The following is an 18,387-nucleotide window of genomic DNA, read 5'->3' on the forward strand; positions in this document are numbered from 1 at the left end:
GGAGAGCAAAGCGATAAAGCGTAATAAGAATTATGAAAGAGATTAAAACAATTATATTTGATTTGGGCGGTGTTTTGATAGACTGGAGTCCTGAATATGTATATCTAAAAGAATTTAGAGGAGACCGAGTAAAAATGGATTGGTTTTTACAACATATTTGCGCATGGGATTGGAATGTAAATCAAGATGCTGGATACCCTATAACCAAAGCAACAGAAGAGCGCATAGCTTTGTTTCCTGAATATGAAGCACTCATAAAAATGTATTATGGGCGTTGGGAAGAAATGCTAGGATATGCACATGAAGATACCCTTGTAATTTTAAAGAAGCTAGTAGACAATCCAAATTATAGAGTCTTAGCATTAACCAATTGGAGTGGAGAAACTTGGCCTAAAGCCATTGCAAAATTCCCATGGTTACAATGGTTTGAAGGAATTTTAGTGTCGGGAGACGAAAATATGCGTAAACCATTTGCTTCTATTTATAATCTTATGCTAGACCGTTATCAAATTAATGCAGAAGAAGCAGTATTTATAGATGATAGCTATGCAAATGTACAAGGCTGTGAAGCCGTAGGAATCACCGGAGTTCATTTTAAAAATGCTCCGACATTAGAAATACAATTAAGAACCTTAGGAATTACCATATAAATAATAACCAATTAATTTTTAGCACGCTTTTCCTGTCTATTGACAGGCAGGCACGAAAGCAAACTCATTATGATTAAAATCTATCACCACCCAAAATGTTCAAAGAGTCGAGAAGGATTAGCTATTGTTGAAGCTTCAGGCAAACCTTTTCAAATTATCAAATACATGGATGAGCAATTACCAGTTCCTACATTAGAGCGACTTATTGACACCTTGGGAATCAAACCTATAGAACTTGTACGCACTAATGAAACAATATGGAAAGAAAGCTATAAAGGAAAAGAACTGTCTGATACTGAGATCATAAAAGCTCTTGCTACACATCCTAAATTAATAGAAAGACCTATTGTTGTTAATGGAAAAAAAGCAATTATAGGACGTCCACCTTTGAATATTAAATCTATTTTGTAAATTCACACCATAAAATTAAATTCTATCTAAATAATATTACTGAATTCATTATGAAAAAAATAATCGCAATAGTAGCACTTTGTTTCCTAGGATTAGGAGTTGCTCAGGCTCAGGTATCTTCTCAAAAAGCACCTGTAAAAAGCGCATTACAGACAGGAGTTGTTGAGATGCTTACTCAAAAATTAAACTTAACTCCTCAACAAGTTGCTTCTGTAACTAAAATTATGGGCGTATTTGCTCAGTCTAGAAAAACAGTTTCTCAATCTTCTGGAATGCCATCAGAGACAAAGGCTGAGAAGCTAAAGAAAATAAACGACAGAGAAGATTTAAATATGAAAAACATACTTGATGAAGCTCAATATGCAAAGTTCCAAGAACTAGCAAAAGACATTAGAAAAGGATAACTCTTTTAACTACTGTTTAACACTCGGATTAACGCCAGTTTAACAACTGGCGTTTTTTTATGCAGTAATTTCGATTCAAATTTTAGAAGAAAGAATGAAACCAACCATTATAAGCATTTTAGTGATGCTTTTTACCATTTCGCTTCAAGCGCAATCACCACAAGGAAAAGAGATTACACTATCAGGAACCGTACAAGACAAAGAAGGTGCTATTCCATTAGAATACGCTACCATTACTCTTATCAATAAAAGCAACCCGGAAGCCGTTAATGGGGGAATTACAACAATAGATGGTTCGTTCTCTATTAAAACACCCGCTGGTGTTTACGACATAAAAATTGAATATATCTCTTTTCAACCTGTCATATTAAAAGAACAAAAACTGTTTAAGGATACCTCTTTAGGTACTATTAATTTAGAGATAGACGCTGCAACATTAGAAGAGGTTACTGTTATTGCAGAAAAAACTACTGTAGAATATAAATTAGATAAACAAATTTATAATATAGGAAAAGATCTTACCGTAAGGGGTGCATCTGTTTCTGATGTATTAGATAATGTTCCATCGGTAACTGTAGATGTAGAAGGTAATGTAGCTTTAAGAGGTAATAGTGATGTACGTATTCTCATTAATGGGAAACCTTCAGGCCTTATAGGTCTAAGTGGTACAGATGCATTAAGGCAGCTTCCAGCAGAATCTATAGAGCGTGTAGAAGTGATCACCTCTCCCTCTGCGAGATATGATGCCGAAGGAAGTGCCGGAATCCTTAATATTATCCTTAGACGCAGTAAACTACAGGGATTAAATGGAGCTATTACAGCAAACATAGGTAACTTTGATACTAGAGGTATTTCTGGAAACGTCAATTATAGAACAGGAGACTTCAATATTTTTGCTACAGGAGGATATAATATCAGAGGATCTGAAGGAAATACGTTTACTAGCCGTATTGAAACCGATGGTTCTTTAATTGAAGATAGAGAATTTACTAGAGAGCGTGGAGGTCTTACTGCAAATTTTGGTGTTGAGTATTATATAGATGATAATACAAGTATTACTGCTTCTGCAGTGGTTAGGGATAGTGATAATGAAAATGAATCTCTAAATATCATTACACAAACTTCTGGAAATGATGTCTTTTTATCACAGCGATTTGCACCAGAAACAGAACAGGACCTTACGTCACAGTTTAGTTTAAATTTTGATAAGAAATGGGAAAATGATGGTAATCTTTCTATAGAATTTCAATACGAAAATTCAGAAGAAACAGAATTTGTAGATATTAGAAATAGTTCGCTAAATACTGGAACCCCTACTGAATTAGAAACCAACGAAACCATAGAAGATCAAAAACGCTTTTTTGCGCAAGTAGATTTTGTACAACCCCTAGGAGACAATGCTCGATTTGAAGCTGGATATCGAGGAAACATAAGAGATTTAGATACTGATTTTATTGTATTTGATAATACTGTAGATGAAGATAATATAAATGGTGAGTTGTTATTAAATACAGATCTTACCAATAGTTTAATATTTAAAGAAAATATTCATGCGCTATACACACAATACGGAAGTAAAATAAATAAATTCAATTTCTTATTGGGTTTACGTATGGAGTATACCGATATTGAAATTGATCAACAGACCGTTAGTGATTTTAATAGTAGAGATTTTACTAACTTTTTCCCTACAGTAAATTTAAATTACGAACTAAACGAAAAGGAGACGGTAAGTTTTGGTTATAACAGACGTATTAGAAGACCTCGTGGTTTCTTTTTAAATCCGTTTCCATCTAGAACAAGTGCTACTACGTTCTTTCAAGGAAACCCTAACCTGAACCCAAGTTTATCTAATGGTGTTGATCTAGGATACCTTAATAAAATAAGCAAATCATTAACTCTTAATGGTTCTATATTCTTTAGACGTACTGAAGATACCTTTCAATTTGTTTTCTTAGAGACAGGAGATACGACGATTGTAAATGGAGAAGAAGAAGCTGTTTTAACAAGAACCCCTGTAAATCTCTCAAGAAATGATAGAATTGGAGCAGAAGCTACACTTACCTACTCACCCACAAAAAAGTGGCGTATAAATGCGAATGTAAATGTGTTTAACTCGGAAACTTCTGGTGAATTTGAAAGTATTGATTTTGGAGCTAGTAACTTTACTTGGACTGCTAGACTTAATAATAAGTATACACTTCCGTGGCGTATTGATTGGCAAACACGTGTCAATTATAGAGGTCCATCCGTAAATGCACAAAGTGAAAATGAAGGAATCTTTTCTGCAGACTTTGCTTTTAGTAAAGATTTATTCAATGATAGAGCATCTTTAGCGCTCAACATCAGAGATATTTTTAATTCAAGAGTACGAAGATCTACCGTAAACTTTCCTTTCCCAGGAGAGAGTGAGTTTCAGTTTAGAGAACGTTCTATTAATTTATCATTTACGTATCGTTTTAATCAACAAAAGAAACGTGAACGCTCTAATAGAGACTTTGGTGGTGGAGAAGAAGATTTTGAAGGATAATTCTTTTAAAAAAGTATAAAAAGCTTAGTTTCAAATTATAGTATTTTACAATTTTTCAATATCTATGATAAGCTTTCATGAATTTCGATTTCTTTATTCATGAATCTTGGAATAGAGCAGTTGTAGCAAAGACTTACGCAATATAGTTTTGGGGTATCAAATAATAATTCTAAAACTATTTAATTATGAAATTAAGAATCGTAAGTCTTTTATGCCTTTTTTTAGCAATTGCATGCTCAACAGACGAAGTTAACAACACAGAAACAGCTACGGCAGACAACTCCATTACCTTAAATCAAAAGATCGTTGATCAACTTCTTGAGGATGGATATAAAGCTGCTATCACTGACGATAATAAAATCGTTTCAACTGGATATAAAGATCCAGAAAGTTTTGTAAAAGAAATGAATGCTGTTTTCGAAAAAATTGGAGAGTCAAATCGTAAAATTGATTTTAATGCACTAAGCACTCAAGCAGATACCACGAGAGATGTACAATGCGAAATGGGGGATATCGATGAAGACAACTGTGTAACTTTTGTATGCTGGGGTCCTGAGTTAGAACCGCTTTCTATGGGATTTGCTGGAGAAAATCACTATGTATATTGGACTAGCTGCTAATTGTATAAAGCATCTATAACCAATAGAAAAAATGCTACGCATCACTTAATAGTTTAGAGCTAAAAATCAATGCGGGTTAAAATCAAGTACTCCTTAATCTCATCATTACGTATGAGATTAAGGTTTTTGCATTCTTTTTAAATAGATCATAAAATATTTACAACACATATAAGTTATACCATTATCACTATTTATAAATAAAACTTTCATAGTTTAAAAAAACTACATTAGATTTACAATCTAAACAACCCCTATTAAAAACAGAGTCTTTGCTAGCGATACTAAAAAAAGAAATTAATTCATTTTTTGCCTCTCCAATAGGGTATTTGGTGATTAGTTTGTTCCTAGTCGTGACTGGATTGTTTCTTTGGGTGTTTGAGGGTGAGTTTAATATTCCCAATTCTGGTTTTGCAGATTTAGCTCCTTTTTTCCAACTAGCTCCTTGGATTTTTATTTTTCTTATTCCAGCAATTACGATGCGTAGCTTTAGTGATGAGCAAAAAACGGGTACATTAGAATTACTATTAACGCAACCTATATCAACACTACAACTTGTTTTAGGAAAGTATTTTGGCGCACTATTTTTATTAATCATCACATTACTTCCTACACTTATTTATGTAGTTGCTATCTATCAATTAGGAAATCCAGTAGGTAATCTAGACATAGGAGTGACCATAGGATCCTATCTTGGCCTCGTCCTTCTTGCCGCTAGTTTTAGTGCTATGGGTATATATGCCTCTACCCTATCAGATAATCAAATTGTTGCTTTTATACTTGCTGTACTCTTTTGTTTTATATTCTATTTTGGAATTGAAGGTATTGCTAGTTACTTGCCTGGAAATTTGAGAACATGGATTACTAATTTTGGCATGCAAACACATTATGATAGTATAAGCAGAGGTGTTATAGATACTAGAGATCTCATTTATTTTATAAGCATTATTGCCTTTTTCATATATCTAACTAAAAGTAAATTACAAAAGACTCGATAGTCCACTTTCGTGAAAACGTTTAAAAAAATACCTGCAATTATCCCCGCTCTCATCGTATTGATAGCGATTAACTTTGTGGCGACGCAATTCCATAAACGTTATGATCTTACACAAGACAAAAGATACACGCTTAGTGACCCTGCAAAAGCTATTATAGCCCAAGTGAAGAGTCCGCTTATTATAGATGTATTTTTAGAAGGAGAACTTCAACCTGAATTTAGAAAACTTCAAAATGAAACGCGTTATTTATTAGAGGAAATTTCAAATTATAATCCAAACGTATCTTTTGCCATTTCGAATCCTGTAGAAGATAATACAGATGCAAATGTCGTTGCACAGCAGTTTGCGAGTTTTGGGATGACTCCGCTCCCACTTACTGTAAAACGTAATGGAGAAGAAACTACACAAACGCTTTTCCCATGGGCGACGGCAAATCATAATGGAAAAGCAATCCCCATCTCTCTTATTAAAAATATTGCTGGAGCTTCTCGAGAACAATTTGTATATGCATCTATTCAAAATCTAGAGTATGCCTTTATAGATGGTTTTAATAGGTTACTAAATGCTAAATCGAAGCGTATTGCAGTATTAAAAGATAACGGAGAGCTTCCTGATGCTAAGATTGCAGATATGTTTCGTAAACTAGGAGAAACCTATAGTATCGCTCCGTTTCCTATGAGTACGGTATCTAAAAATCCTGAAAGAGCTTTACGCGCATTACAAAATACTTTTGATCTTGTCGTAGTAGCAAAACCCACCAAAGCATTTACAGACGAGCAAAAGTTTGTATTAGATCAATACATTCTTAATGGAGGGAATTCGTTATGGCTTATTGATGCTGTAGCAATGGAAAATGACAGCTTACGAAATCCAGATGGAAAAGCATTGGCCTTTCCTAGAAACTTGAATTTAAATGATCAGTTTTTCAAATACGGCATCCGAATTAACCCCGTGTTAGTTAAAGACTTATACTCCGCACCTTTAAGTCTTGCTTCAGGTGATGGTAGCCAATCAAAGTACCAACAACTTCCTTGGTTTTACCAACCGGTTACCCCTTCTTTTAACACACACCCTATCAATACCAATATAGAACGTCCAGTACGATTTAATTATGCAAATCAGATAGAATTACTTAACAATACTGCTGCCATAGAAAAGACCGTTTTATTAACCTCTAGTATTCTTACTAAGATTGAAGGAACTCCTAAAGAGATTTCTTTAGATGAAATTTCTATTGAGCCAAATGAACAGGATTATCAATCAGGCACACAACCACTAGCTGTACTATTGGAAGGTAAATTTGAGTCTGCTTTCAAAAACCGTATTCAACCTGTTACCTTAGACAGTATACGCTTTCGCGAAAGCGCAACAAAAGCTTCCAAAATGGTTGTGATTGCAGATGGAGATCTTATTGCAAACGAAGTAGACAGCAAAGGAAATCCATTAGAATTAGGATTTGATTATTTTACACGAAAACAATATGGAAATAAAGAGTTTTTGCTAAATACAGTCAATTATCTTCTTGATGATAATGGTCTTATTAACATACGTAGCAAAGAGATTGCCCTTCCATTTCTAGACACTCCAAAAGTTGTGAACAGCATTAACAAGTGGCAAGCCTTAACTATAGGGCTTCCGTTGGCGTTACTTTTAATTTTTGGTGCTTTATTTTTTACACTTCGCAAACGCAAATACGCAAGGTAGCTGTTAATAAGTTTCTTTCTTAGACCGTCGCATTTAAAATATATTTGTAGGTAGGTATTTCTATATCAGAAATTCCAATTTCAAATAATTCAAATTTTGCATTTGCAAACCCAACATTTACTATGAAATTTATAGTCTCTAGTTCATACTTACTTAAACAATTACAAGTTTTAGGTGGTGTTATCAATAATAGCAACACACTTCCCATATTAGATAATTTCTTATTTGAATTAGATGGTAATTCGCTTACGGTTTCTGCGTCAGACCTAGAAACGACCATGATGTCAAAACTAGAAGTTGAGTCTGAAGATCAAGGAACTATTGCATTGCCAGCAAGGTTACTTTTAGATACATTAAAAACATTTCCTGAGCAACCACTTACCTTTACTCAAGAAGAAAACAATACTGTAGAGATAAGTTCTAATCACGGTAAGTATGCACTTGCTTATGCAGATGGTGCTGAATTTCCAAATGCAGTATCCCTTGAGGATCCAAGTGTTGTAAAGATTCCTGGTGGTGTTCTTGCCACTGCTATTAGCAATACCATTTTTGCTAGTGGAAATGACGATTTACGCCCAGTGATGAGTGGTGTGTTTTTTCAATTTGCGACAGACGGACTTACTTTTGTCGCTACAGATGCTCACAAACTCGTAAAATATAACCGTACAGATGTAACGGCTTCTCAAACAGCTGAGTTTATCATGCCTAAAAAACCGCTTAATTTGCTAAAAAGCATTTTAGGGGCTACAGATGATGAAGTAACGGTAGCTTATAATGATTCTAATGCAAGGTATACTTTTGACAATGTAGAGCTTATTTGTCGTCTTATTGATGGGAAATATCCTAACTATGAAGCGGTAATACCTAAAGAAAACCCAAATAGACTTACCATAGATCGTAATCAATTTTTAAATTCTGTGCGTCGTGTTTCTATTTTCTCAAATAAAACAACACACCAAATACGTTTAAAAATTGCTGGAGCAGAACTAAATATCTCTGCAGAAGATATTGATTACAGTAACAAGGCAGAAGAGCGCCTTACTTGTGATTACCAAGGGGATGATATGCAAATCGGATTTAACTCGCGTTTCTTAACAGAAATGCTTAATAATATGAATGCCAATGATGTTTCTTTAGAAATGTCATTACCCAACAGAGCTGGTATTTTAACTCCTATAGACGGATTAGACGAAGGAGAAAGCGTGACAATGCTTGTAATGCCTGTAATGCTCAATAACTAGATTAAGTGTTAATTACTAAAGAGCGACTTCATCATAGGAAGTCGCTCTTTTTTTTGTACGTTGTTTTTCATCGTATTTTCCCATTAATTTTAAGTACTTTAGCTACTTTAATAATTTGATTTTAATGAAAAAAATATTTCTTGCCCTTGCCTGTGGTGCTATTCTAATGTCTTGCAAAGAATCAAAAAAGACAGTCACTACTCCTGAAAAACCTATTTATATTGATGTAACTTCACTAGAAGGTGATGGTGATAAAGTACTTCCTAAGTACATGGCTACTATTACAGAAGAAGAACTTAAGGAAATGCTCTATGTGTATGCTGGTGATGAAATGGAAGGAAGAAATACAGGAGAGCCTGGTCAGAAAAAAGCCGTTAAATACTTAACCGATTATTACAAAGAAATTGGCGTTCCTTCTGGAACACCAGATGGAAATTACCTCCAGAAAGTACCGAAAGAGTTTTTTAGAAGAAACAGTGGCTTAAATGATTCTGAAAATGTATTAGCTTTTATCAAAGGATCAGAAAAACCAGAAGAAGTTCTTGTGATTTCTGCACATTTAGACCACATTGGTGTAGACTCTAAAGGAAACGTATATAATGGAGCTGATGATGATGGATCAGGAACAATTGCATTATTAGAAATAGCAGAAGCTTTCAAACAAGCTATCAAAGATGGGTATCCACCTAAGCGTTCTATTCTGTTTTTACACGTAACCGGAGAAGAAAAAGGACTTTACGGTTCAAAATATTATGCTGAAAACCCAGTATACCCACTAGCAAATACGATCGCAAATTTAAATATTGACATGATAGGTCGTAATGATTTTGAGCATCCTAATGATAATGATTATGTATATCTTATAGGATCTGATAAATTAAGTACAGATCTTCACAACATCTCTGCAGCGGTGAATATGAAATATTTCAATATGAACCTGGATTACCGATATAATGCAGAAAACGAACCAAATCGTTTTTATTACCGTTCTGATCATTATAATTTTGCAAAACACAACGTACCTATCATCTTTTATTTTAATGGAGTGCATGAAGATTACCATAAGATAACAGATACACCAGATAAGATCAATTACCCGCTCTATCACAGACGCGTAAACCTTATTTTTGCTACTGCTTGGGAGCTTGCAAATCGCAAAGAACGCCCTGTAGTAGATAAGGCAGTGCCAAGACCATAATAACGCACTAACAATACACTAAAAGCTTCGTAAAATTTACGAAGCTTTTTTTTATAATAGTATTGCGATTGTAATGATATTGTTTATCTTTGCAGTCGCTAATTAAAATGGTGATTGTAGCTCAGTTGGTTAGAGCGCCTGATTGTGGTTCAGGAGGTCGCCGGTTCGAGACCGGTCTTTCACCCAAAACAGCAAAGCCTTTCAGAAATGAAAGGCTTTTTTTGTGAGTATACTTTCCTGAGTGCTTGACTACGCTTGAAATAGCGTTAGTATCACCGATGTACTTTCCTCCTACTTGAATCTTGACTTTTCTTTTTTCCGCTTTCGCGAAAATAACCACAACATGTTTTCTTGGTATTATAAGAAATTGTAAGGATGTAAATAGAAGTTACATTCAACCTAGTCTTTTATAACAAGTATATGACTATCAATTACATCCCTATATTTGGTAATAGACGCACAATAATGATTAATTCTATGTATGTGTGTTAGGCACAATGTAACCATCCAATAAATAAACAAAATATAATAACAATAATGATTCTATCTTCTATAGTAAGTTTTTTTGGCTTTAAAAAAGAAAAAGAGAAATCTGAAGTAGATCTTGAAATAGAAAAAGTATTGAACTCTGTAGATGATTGGAAAAACAGAAAAATCTATAAAGTTCTAACTAAAGAACTATTGGATTCTATTCCTGATGATGACCTTGAACAATCTATTTTCGATAATATTTACGAAATAATTGGGGGAGATTATAAAAATGAACTTGCGAATATTCAGAAACTGACTAGTGGACAACAAAGTTTTTGGTCAACGTGGATAATTGAAGGAGAAGTAAATAATGGAGGGTTTAATCAGTTCTATTTCAATTCGAGCGGACAGTATGCAAAAATGGCTGAAATTGGGTTTAAAACAATTGGAGCAGAGATGTATGCAGAATTAACTTCTCGTGCAAATAAAATTTATACAGAAAATAAAGAACAACTGGCTGAATTTGATGACGGAACAATGGAAAGCTTTAGTGAATCCTATAAAGATAATCCTTTGAATAAACTTGATGATGAGTTTTACGAATTAGAAAATACAGAAAGCATTAGCAATTTGCGAATTAAATATATTCGTAAACACTCAAAAGAATTTACAACTGAATAAAAACACAATAGATAATAATGACTATAATTCATCACTAGCACTCACTTACTCCTAAAAACCTACGTAAATTTTCTATTCGGTTTGTATTTACTAATTTAGAGCTAAAGCATCCTAACAAACCATACACAAACACGTCGTACACAATTAATAAAGAATGCACAAAGAAGACAATCCAAAAGAGGCAGCGATAATTGTAAGTAAAAAGTATATTAAGAAAGGTTATGCACTGGATTTTAGCATAGAGAGTTTAGAAAACGAGATAGATAAAATCTTAGAAAAAGAAAACCCGAAAGATTGGATTGAATCTGCAAAACTAGAATCTGAATTGACCGCATACATTGGAGAGACGATATGTCAAATTTTTGACGCAAAATGGAAAGGAGAATATTATTCAGAGAATAGTGGAATGAATTTCTATACTTGTAAAATTGAGAAAAACGGATTCGAATTCGGACCTAGTCATTTTGTTGGTTATTATTTGAGTAACGGAAAAGAAAGTGAAGGTAGTTTTGAAGAATATTTACATTCAAGAGATTATTCAAAAGGAATTTTTTACGATTTTTTAGGAGGCGGCCTGATAAATAAAATAAGTGGAAAGAAATGACTGCGTTTATAGTGAATGAAGTCTGGACTTCAATTGACATGCCTTCTGTTCACAAGAATAAATAGTCTTAAACTAAATATTTATGATAACAATAAATCCATACATCTACTTTGACGGAAATTGTGAAGAAGCATTTACTTTTTATGCATCCGTTTTTCGCAAAGAGATCAGCCATATTAGCAAATACAAAGACGTGCCAAAACCAAAAAGAACTATTTTTCAAGAGTCTGATGAAAAAATCATGCATGTTACCTTACCTCTAAGCAAAGAAACAATGCTAAATGGTTCAGATAACTCATTAGCTTATAAAGAAACTGTGCAGTACAAAACCTTTACACTTATCATTCATACCGATAGCAAAGAAGAAGTTGACCGACTATTCGGTGAGCTTTCTCAAAACGGACAAATAATAGTACCCGTAGGTTTGACATTCTGGGGTGCGTACTATGGTCAGTGTATCGATGCATTTGGCATCAACTGGAAAATAACATTAGCATCAGAAAATTAGCGTACATCACTCATACATAAAGAGAAAATCAGTCGTTAACATTGCAACAAGTCGTACATAATACATTACTTACCACTCTCTACTCCCCCATTTTCTTAATAAATCCATCCAGAAACAACAAGCGTTTTTCTGTCCAAGTTTGCATATATTCCAATCCTTCTTGATCATAGGCAAATGTGGACCATCGTTGCTCTTCGCGCTCATAGAGTAAATTATCTTTAAGCGATGCATAGATTTCTGATTGCCTTTGTTGTAATGCCTTGGTTTCAAAAATGCCTTTTCTAAGTTCGATCCAGCGATTTTGGAAACGCTGTATAAAGTTATCTGGATTTACAGCAATCAAACGCCTTAGAAGTCCATTAGTTAAGAAATCATCTGTAGTAGCTATTCGTTTTCCACTATAGATGGTACCGAAAGTTCCATCAAGATCCCAAGGAACATAGAAATACGGTTCATCTTCTTTATAACGTGCTACATAAATATTCTTTCCCATATTATCAGGTGCACGTAAGGCATTGATGAATAAAAAATAGTCAATCACATTCTCCATTTGGAATCGTGAGGAGATTTCTTTCGCGAAAGCGGTATCATCACTATGCAATACAAAATCGGTAAATGCATAGAGGTTATCCCATGGTGTATTAGTTGGAACGGGGTATTTAATGTCATAACCTCCCCAAGACAGCAGATAATTCTTTTTTTGAGGTATGGAGTCAAAAGACGAGGCGCCTAAATAACGAGCCCCTTGAAAAAGCTCTCCGCGTGTGGTATCTCCTTTTTGTTTTTTAAGCTTCAATAGTTTGCGGTCTACCTGTTCGCTTACTAGATACACCCCTTTATACCGATCATTGATAAATACCTCACAATAACGGGTGGTAACTCCTGCTTTGGCTTTAGGTTCTTCTTGAAGATAATAAGGCCTGTATATCTCTGTCCATAACTGATAAGACAGATGTGATCGCATTCTAAGCGGTTCGTTATGAATCGCATCTAGAATCCAATCATCATCACTACGCATCCTATCTATTTTGAGATCTTGATTAGACACCCCATCTGCCGAAGGATGTAAATTAATATCATACGTTTTTTTAGGAAATATCAACGAACTACTACCGCGTAACTCAATACCTGCATAGGTTTGTAGGATAGTATCTTTATCAGTATATGTAAGTGTTGCCATGCGTTTTGGCTCATTGATAATAGGTTTGTCAATGTAAAACTGAAACAACGGATGCTTTGCCACATATACGGCATACGCTTTTCCTCCTGCATCCGTAAGTCGGTATACATCTGATGTCGTTGCTTCCCCTTTGAACAACTCAAGTGTGTAGGGCTTATTTTTATAGGCAATCGTCACAGTACCACGCATATCTTTGAGTAGACTAGCATGTATCACCGCTATTGATAACGAATCATCAATAGCCATGGTTGGCATCTCAGATTGTGCATAGCTTGTTCTTACCGAAAACATACAACAAAGCAGCACAAAGCAACACAGCTTACAACTATTTGATATAATACGCTTTACACTATAGAGCATGCAGAAAATAAGATTGGTTAGGTGCGCAAGATATAGTATTGTTTTTTTAGCAACAAACAATGACATATATGAGATAGCTATCATAATTTAAACACAATCCTTAAAAAACCTTTCTATTTTTATATTTTCGCTTTTTATAAACACGTTTTATGCTCAAAAGAGTACTTCCCCTGTTGTTGATCATAGGCAGCAGTATTTGTATACAAGCTCAAGAATCTACCAACAAACCATTTGATGTAGATGTACAGTACTTTTATGGCAATCTCATTGAGCATAGTAAAGACATAGCACATCTTATTACTGAGCATCCTAAAGGGCTTCTTCTAAGCTATAATCGCAAAACCTATGGCTTGAACGAATGGGAACGTAGATATAACTATCCAGATTGGGGGTTTTCATTTATGTATCAGGATTTTGGAAATGAATTTGTCGGAAAGAACTATAGTCTTTTTGGTCATTATTCCTTTTATTTTTTAAACAGAAAGCTCCAATTCAGAATAGGACAAGGAATTGCTTATAATACCAATCCGTTTGATATTGATACGAATAAAAAGAACAATGCTTTTGGCACACATCTTTTAAGCGCCACCTACCTCCTACTCAATTACAAGCAACAACTCACCAACCAGATTCATGTACAGGGTGGTCTTACACTCACCCATTATTCAAATGGAAATGCACGAGCCCCAAATACTAGCCTTAATACTATTGCTGCAAATATAGGATTGACATACGTACCAAAAGATCAAGGAATACCGCCATACATCGCTTTAGAGAATAAGAAATATACTGAGCCTATTCGATATAATTTTGTATTACGAGGTGGTGCCAATGAGAGTGATAGATTGGGGCTTGGACAACATCCGTTCTTTATTGCCTCTGCTTTTGTGGATAAACGTATTTCCTACAAAAGCACGCTACAAGCTGGTATAGATGTATTTTTTGCGCGTTTTTTAAAAGAACAAATCGAATTTGAGGCCGTTGCTTTTCCGCAATTTGGCACACAAGGAGATGAAGATTGGCGACGTGTTGGGCTTTTTATAGGACACGAACTCCGTTTTGGTCGTGTTGCATTTGTGAGTCAATTAGGATACTATGTATACTATCCATATGATTTTGAAGGGCGTATTTATGAACGCATAGGATTGAAACGTTATTTTGGGGATCACTTCTTTGGAGCAGTTACCGTAAAAGCACACGGCTCTAAAGCAGAAGCTGTAGAATTTGGAATAGGATATCGATTATGAACTATATTATAAACTTACATAGATGGATGTTGGGTACGCTTTCGCGAAAGCGTATAACCCTATTTTCACTACTTATAGCAACACTTTTCTATAGTTGTGACTCTGAAGATGCTACCGATTGCTTACAAACAGATGGTGACGCTATAACGCGCACCTTAGAATTACCATTTTTTGATAAAGTGCGTACAGAAAATGATATGCGTCTTGAGATTACGCAAGGAGATACGCAAAGCATCACGGTAGAAACCAGAGAAAACCTATTTAATGATCTTGTTTTTAAAGTAGAAGATGACACCTTTATTATGCAAAATAAGAATGGATGTCCCATATTTAGAAACTTTGGACGGACACTTGTACGTATTACAGTGCCCAACCTGACCTTTATAAAAAACAGCGCCACCTATGAGATCACAAGTAATGGAACACTCTCTTTTCCTAGAGTACTTCTAGAAAGTGTGACCACACCAGGGATAGATAGTCCAAATAAAACAGGGGATTTCTTTTTAGATTTTGAATCAGAAAGAATCACAGTTGTTGCCAATGGAATGAGCGATTTTCACCTCTCAGGAACTACTGATATTTTAAATGTTAACTTCTCTGACGAATTCCCAAAATTATATGGAGAAGATCTTATAGCGCAAGATGTAATAGTGAGACACGTGGGAGCTGCCCCTATGATTGTAAATCCTCAAGCAAGTATCACTGGAGAAATCAGAGCTACTGGAGATGTTATTTCAAGAAATGAACCTCCTATCGTTGATGTACTAGAGCTATTTACTGGAAGATTATTATTTGAAGAGTGATCTAATCTATTAGATAAATAGTGTCATTTGCCTATCATCTTCTAAGAAAAGATTGCTATATGGCGTGATAAAATTACTTTTTACCGATAAAACCTGTTATTCCCTCCCCATAATACTGTTAATTTATAGCACGTATTTGTATATTTACGTGATTAACATTTAAAATTCAAACAATCATGGTAAAAGCAAAATATCAAGGAGTTCTTGATTTAGGAGAAAAGTTAGGCGTAAAGGATGGTGATGTAAAAGAAGAGAATGGAGTTTTACACGTAAATGGTACTGCAGTAAATCAATATCATAAAAACCAATTATGGGATGCTATAAAAGAAGCAGGTGGAGAAAATCCAACTGATATTGTAGCAGATATTAAAGTAGAAGACACATCTGTTTATGCACGTCATACAGTAGCAAGTGGAGATACATTAGGAAAGATCGCAAAACACTATTATGGTGATGCAATGAAGTATACAAAAATCTTTGAAGCAAATACTGATATTCTTAAAAATCCAGATGTGATTCATCCAGATCAAGAATTAATTATTCCAAATTTATAATCTAAAAAATTCAAACTTTTTAGAAATAAAAAAACCTCCTAATTGGAGGTTTTTTTATTTTTAGTCTTATCTAAAATAAATATCTAAATAATTATTTTCCAGATACTTAAATACATTTTTATAAACTATAAGTTTAATTTGAAGCGTCCGTAATCATTTGCCTTACTTTCTTAAGTTTTGCCACCCAGACAGCTAATGATTCTTTATGTTTATTAATGTTTTTATGCACTTCTTTTACTAGTGGATTATCATCTGCAACATGCTGAAAAAATCCTAAGTTATTTTCTAATTGATTAATTTCTGCTTTAATCTCTTGCACTTTTTTGGAGATGAAAAATTGTTCTTTTTCTAACGCTCTTGTATCATTCTCCCCTACCATAGATTGCATGCGATTTTCATATCGAATCATTTCAGACTCTTTTTTATCAATATCCAATTGACCAAAAAGATTGTCTAATTCTTTATTAAAAAGCTCATCTATTTTTCGTTTTCCATACGGCACTCTTCCTATAGCTTTCCAACTTGAAATATGTTCTTTTATCAATGTCAAATTCTCTTGATGGGATCCTTCAAGCTTAAGTCCTTTAACCGTTTCTAACAAAGCTTCTTTTTTAACATAGGCTTCTTCTTCTCCTGCATTTGCTTTCTTCTTTGAATCATGCAAACGATCAAAGAAGTGATTACAGGCGTTTTTAAACTGCTTCCAGATCTTATCGCTATCTTTTCTTGGTACATGTCCAATCTTCTTCCAATCGGCCTGTACCTTCTTCATAACTTCAATAGTTGCAGAGAAATCTTCATTATCCTTATTATCTTCTGCAATTTTGATCAGTTCTAATTTCTTATGTAAGTTTTCAAACTGTTGTTTCTTTTGGGATTTATAGAATAAGTTCTTTTTATGATTAAACTCTCTAACCACTCCTTTAAAACTAGACCAAACCTCTTCATTTACATCATTAGGTACGCGCCCTGATTTAAAGAATGCTTCTCTTAAGGCTTCTACTTCTTTTACTTTTGACTGTACATCTTGATGAGAAACCACATCTTGAGATTTGATAGCATCTAATTTTTCTATAATCTCACGCTTAACCTCTAGGTTTTTACCCCAAGAAGCCTCTACTTCCTTTTGTTGAGCATCTCTAGCATCGTGTATTTTCTTTGTAGCTGCACTAAACTTATCCCAAATTTCATCACTATACTCTTTAGCAACTGGTCCTATCTCTTCTTTCCACATACGGTGTAAAAGCTGGAGTTCTTTGAAGGCTTTACTTATTTTTGGTTCAGAAGCTAGTTCCTCTGCACGTTCTATAAGTTGTAGTTTTTTTGCTAAGTTATCTTGAAAGTGTTTATCTCTAAACTCCCTATTTAAATGTAATAACTCATAAAAATTATCAATATGATGATAGTAGTTATTCCAAACTAGGTTATAGCGATCTCTAGGAATATTACCTGCATTGTGCCAACGTTCCTGGATGTCTTTAAATTTATTAAATGTAGATTGTATACTTTCCGTACCGCCTAGTTCTTCTCTAAGCTGTTTTACCTCTTCTATAAGCTGTTGTCTATACTCTAGGTTTGCTTTTTGATCTTTTTGTTTATTCTGGTAATGATTAGCACGCTTATGACGATACGTATAATACGTCTCATTAAAGTCCTTTTTAAGTGGAGAGAAATATCTGAAGTCAATTACATTACCTCCTTCTTCTATAAATGCTGCTTTCGCCGTTTCTTGCTCTTCATTAAATTTTGCATCTATAGCACTTTTAATACCATCTACATGATCTTTTATAAGATGTACTTTTTCATTATCGAGTAATGTCTTAAATTCCTCTAGTAATTCTTCTTTAGATAAAGAAGGATAGTCTTTCTTAGGAATTTCTTTAGGCTCAACTGCAATCTCTTTACTAGAAACTTCTTCTACAACGGCTTCTTCTTTCACAACTTCTTTTGCCTCTTCAGTGACTTCAGCTTCAACATCCGCTTCAACTTCTGCTTCAGTTTCATCAATTTCTGATTCAACAGTTTCTTCTGTTGGTAGCTCTGTGGCTTCTGCTTCGGCAGCTAGTGCTTCAATTTCTTCTTCTAGACCTCTTTCAGGCTGAGGGGTTGTTTCCTCTACTGATTCAGCATCATTAATTTTTCCTTCGGTTTCTTGAGATTGTTTTTCTTCTGACATTTGTTTCAATGTTAAGGTTCATCTTTAAAGAGCTAAAGATACTAATCCCG

The 18,387-nt window shown here is 34.4% G+C and carries 17 protein-coding genes and 1 tRNA gene; 16 read left to right on the forward strand and 2 right to left on the reverse strand.

Annotated features, from left to right (window positions below):
- Positions 1–32: 32 nt before the first annotated feature.
- The 13 genes from CHB80_RS08785 to CHB80_RS08845 all read left to right on the forward strand — a co-directional run bounded on the left by CHB80_RS08785 (position 33) and on the right by CHB80_RS08845 (position 12,017).
- The gene (locus CHB80_RS08785; protein WP_089371074.1) at positions 33–650 is read left to right on the forward strand and encodes an HAD family hydrolase; all 618 of its coding nucleotides are present in this window, start codon (positions 33–35) and stop codon (positions 648–650) included.
- Between the two features lie 69 nt (positions 651–719).
- Positions 720–1,061, forward strand: a complete 342-nt coding sequence (gene arsC, locus CHB80_RS08790; protein WP_089371075.1) for an arsenate reductase (glutaredoxin) — start codon at positions 720–722, stop codon at positions 1,059–1,061.
- A gap of 50 nt (positions 1,062–1,111) precedes the next feature.
- A complete protein-coding gene (locus tag CHB80_RS08795; RefSeq protein ID WP_089371076.1) occupies positions 1,112–1,465 on the forward strand; it encodes a hypothetical protein in 354 nt (117 codons plus the stop codon).
- Between the two features lie 94 nt (positions 1,466–1,559).
- On the forward strand, positions 1,560–3,995 hold the full coding sequence (locus tag CHB80_RS08800) for a TonB-dependent receptor domain-containing protein (RefSeq protein ID WP_089371077.1): 2,436 nt from the start codon (positions 1,560–1,562) through the stop codon (positions 3,993–3,995).
- Positions 3,996–4,180: 185 nt separating this feature from the next.
- Positions 4,181–4,615: a hypothetical protein gene (locus CHB80_RS08805; RefSeq protein WP_089371078.1), complete on the forward strand. Its 435-nt coding sequence runs from the start codon at positions 4,181–4,183 to the stop codon at positions 4,613–4,615.
- A gap of 269 nt (positions 4,616–4,884) precedes the next feature.
- A complete protein-coding gene (gene gldF / locus CHB80_RS08810) occupies positions 4,885–5,610 on the forward strand; it encodes a gliding motility-associated ABC transporter permease subunit GldF (protein ID WP_089371079.1) in 726 nt (241 codons plus the stop codon).
- 9 nt (positions 5,611–5,619) lie between these two features.
- The gene (gene gldG, locus CHB80_RS08815) at positions 5,620–7,314 is read left to right on the forward strand and encodes a gliding motility-associated ABC transporter substrate-binding protein GldG (protein WP_089371080.1); all 1,695 of its coding nucleotides are present in this window, start codon (positions 5,620–5,622) and stop codon (positions 7,312–7,314) included.
- A gap of 122 nt (positions 7,315–7,436) precedes the next feature.
- Complete coding sequence (gene dnaN / locus CHB80_RS08820; protein ID WP_089371081.1) at positions 7,437–8,555, forward strand: DNA polymerase III subunit beta; 1,119 nt, start codon at positions 7,437–7,439, stop codon at positions 8,553–8,555.
- Between the two features lie 124 nt (positions 8,556–8,679).
- Positions 8,680–9,753 carry a M28 family metallopeptidase gene (locus CHB80_RS08825; protein WP_089371082.1) on the forward strand — a complete coding sequence of 358 codons (1,074 nt, stop codon included), beginning with the start codon at positions 8,680–8,682 and terminating at the stop codon, positions 9,751–9,753.
- A gap of 109 nt (positions 9,754–9,862) precedes the next feature.
- Positions 9,863–9,938, forward strand: a tRNA-His gene (locus CHB80_RS08830).
- Positions 9,939–10,290: 352 nt separating this feature from the next.
- On the forward strand, positions 10,291–10,905 hold the full coding sequence (locus tag CHB80_RS08835) for a DMP19 family protein (protein WP_089371083.1): 615 nt from the start codon (positions 10,291–10,293) through the stop codon (positions 10,903–10,905).
- Positions 10,906–11,059: 154 nt separating this feature from the next.
- The gene (locus CHB80_RS08840; RefSeq protein ID WP_089371084.1) at positions 11,060–11,509 is read left to right on the forward strand and encodes a hypothetical protein; all 450 of its coding nucleotides are present in this window, start codon (positions 11,060–11,062) and stop codon (positions 11,507–11,509) included.
- Positions 11,510–11,591: 82 nt separating this feature from the next.
- A complete protein-coding gene (locus CHB80_RS08845; protein WP_089371085.1) occupies positions 11,592–12,017 on the forward strand; it encodes a VOC family protein in 426 nt (141 codons plus the stop codon).
- 79 nt (positions 12,018–12,096) lie between these two features.
- Here CHB80_RS08845 and CHB80_RS08850 read toward each other — a convergent pair whose 3' ends face one another.
- Positions 12,097–13,488, reverse strand: a complete 1,392-nt coding sequence (locus CHB80_RS08850; protein ID WP_179218120.1) for a CotH kinase family protein — start codon at positions 13,486–13,488, stop codon at positions 12,097–12,099.
- Positions 13,489–13,706: 218 nt separating this feature from the next.
- On the opposite strand from CHB80_RS08850, the gene CHB80_RS08855 reads away from it, so the two are divergent.
- The 3 genes from CHB80_RS08855 to CHB80_RS08865 all read left to right on the forward strand — a co-directional run bounded on the left by CHB80_RS08855 (position 13,707) and on the right by CHB80_RS08865 (position 16,161).
- A complete protein-coding gene (locus CHB80_RS08855) occupies positions 13,707–14,804 on the forward strand; it encodes an acyloxyacyl hydrolase (protein WP_089371087.1) in 1,098 nt (365 codons plus the stop codon).
- Positions 14,801–15,607, forward strand: a complete 807-nt coding sequence (locus CHB80_RS08860) for a head GIN domain-containing protein (RefSeq protein WP_089371088.1) — start codon at positions 14,801–14,803, stop codon at positions 15,605–15,607. The genes CHB80_RS08855 and CHB80_RS08860 overlap by 4 nt, the downstream gene beginning before the upstream one ends.
- 176 nt (positions 15,608–15,783) lie before the next feature.
- Positions 15,784–16,161 carry a LysM peptidoglycan-binding domain-containing protein gene (locus tag CHB80_RS08865; RefSeq protein ID WP_179218121.1) on the forward strand — a complete coding sequence of 126 codons (378 nt, stop codon included), beginning with the start codon at positions 15,784–15,786 and terminating at the stop codon, positions 16,159–16,161.
- A 133-nt stretch (positions 16,162–16,294) separates the two neighbouring features.
- Here the strand turns inward: CHB80_RS08865 and CHB80_RS08870 are convergent, their stop codons facing one another.
- A complete protein-coding gene (locus CHB80_RS08870; RefSeq protein WP_089371090.1) occupies positions 16,295–18,337 on the reverse strand; it encodes a DUF349 domain-containing protein in 2,043 nt (680 codons plus the stop codon).
- Positions 18,338–18,387 lie beyond the last annotated feature (50 nt).

It is taken from the genome of Dokdonia pacifica (genome assembly GCF_900188275.1).
GTDB classification, from domain to species: Bacteria; Bacteroidota; Bacteroidia; order Flavobacteriales; family Flavobacteriaceae; genus Dokdonia; species Dokdonia pacifica.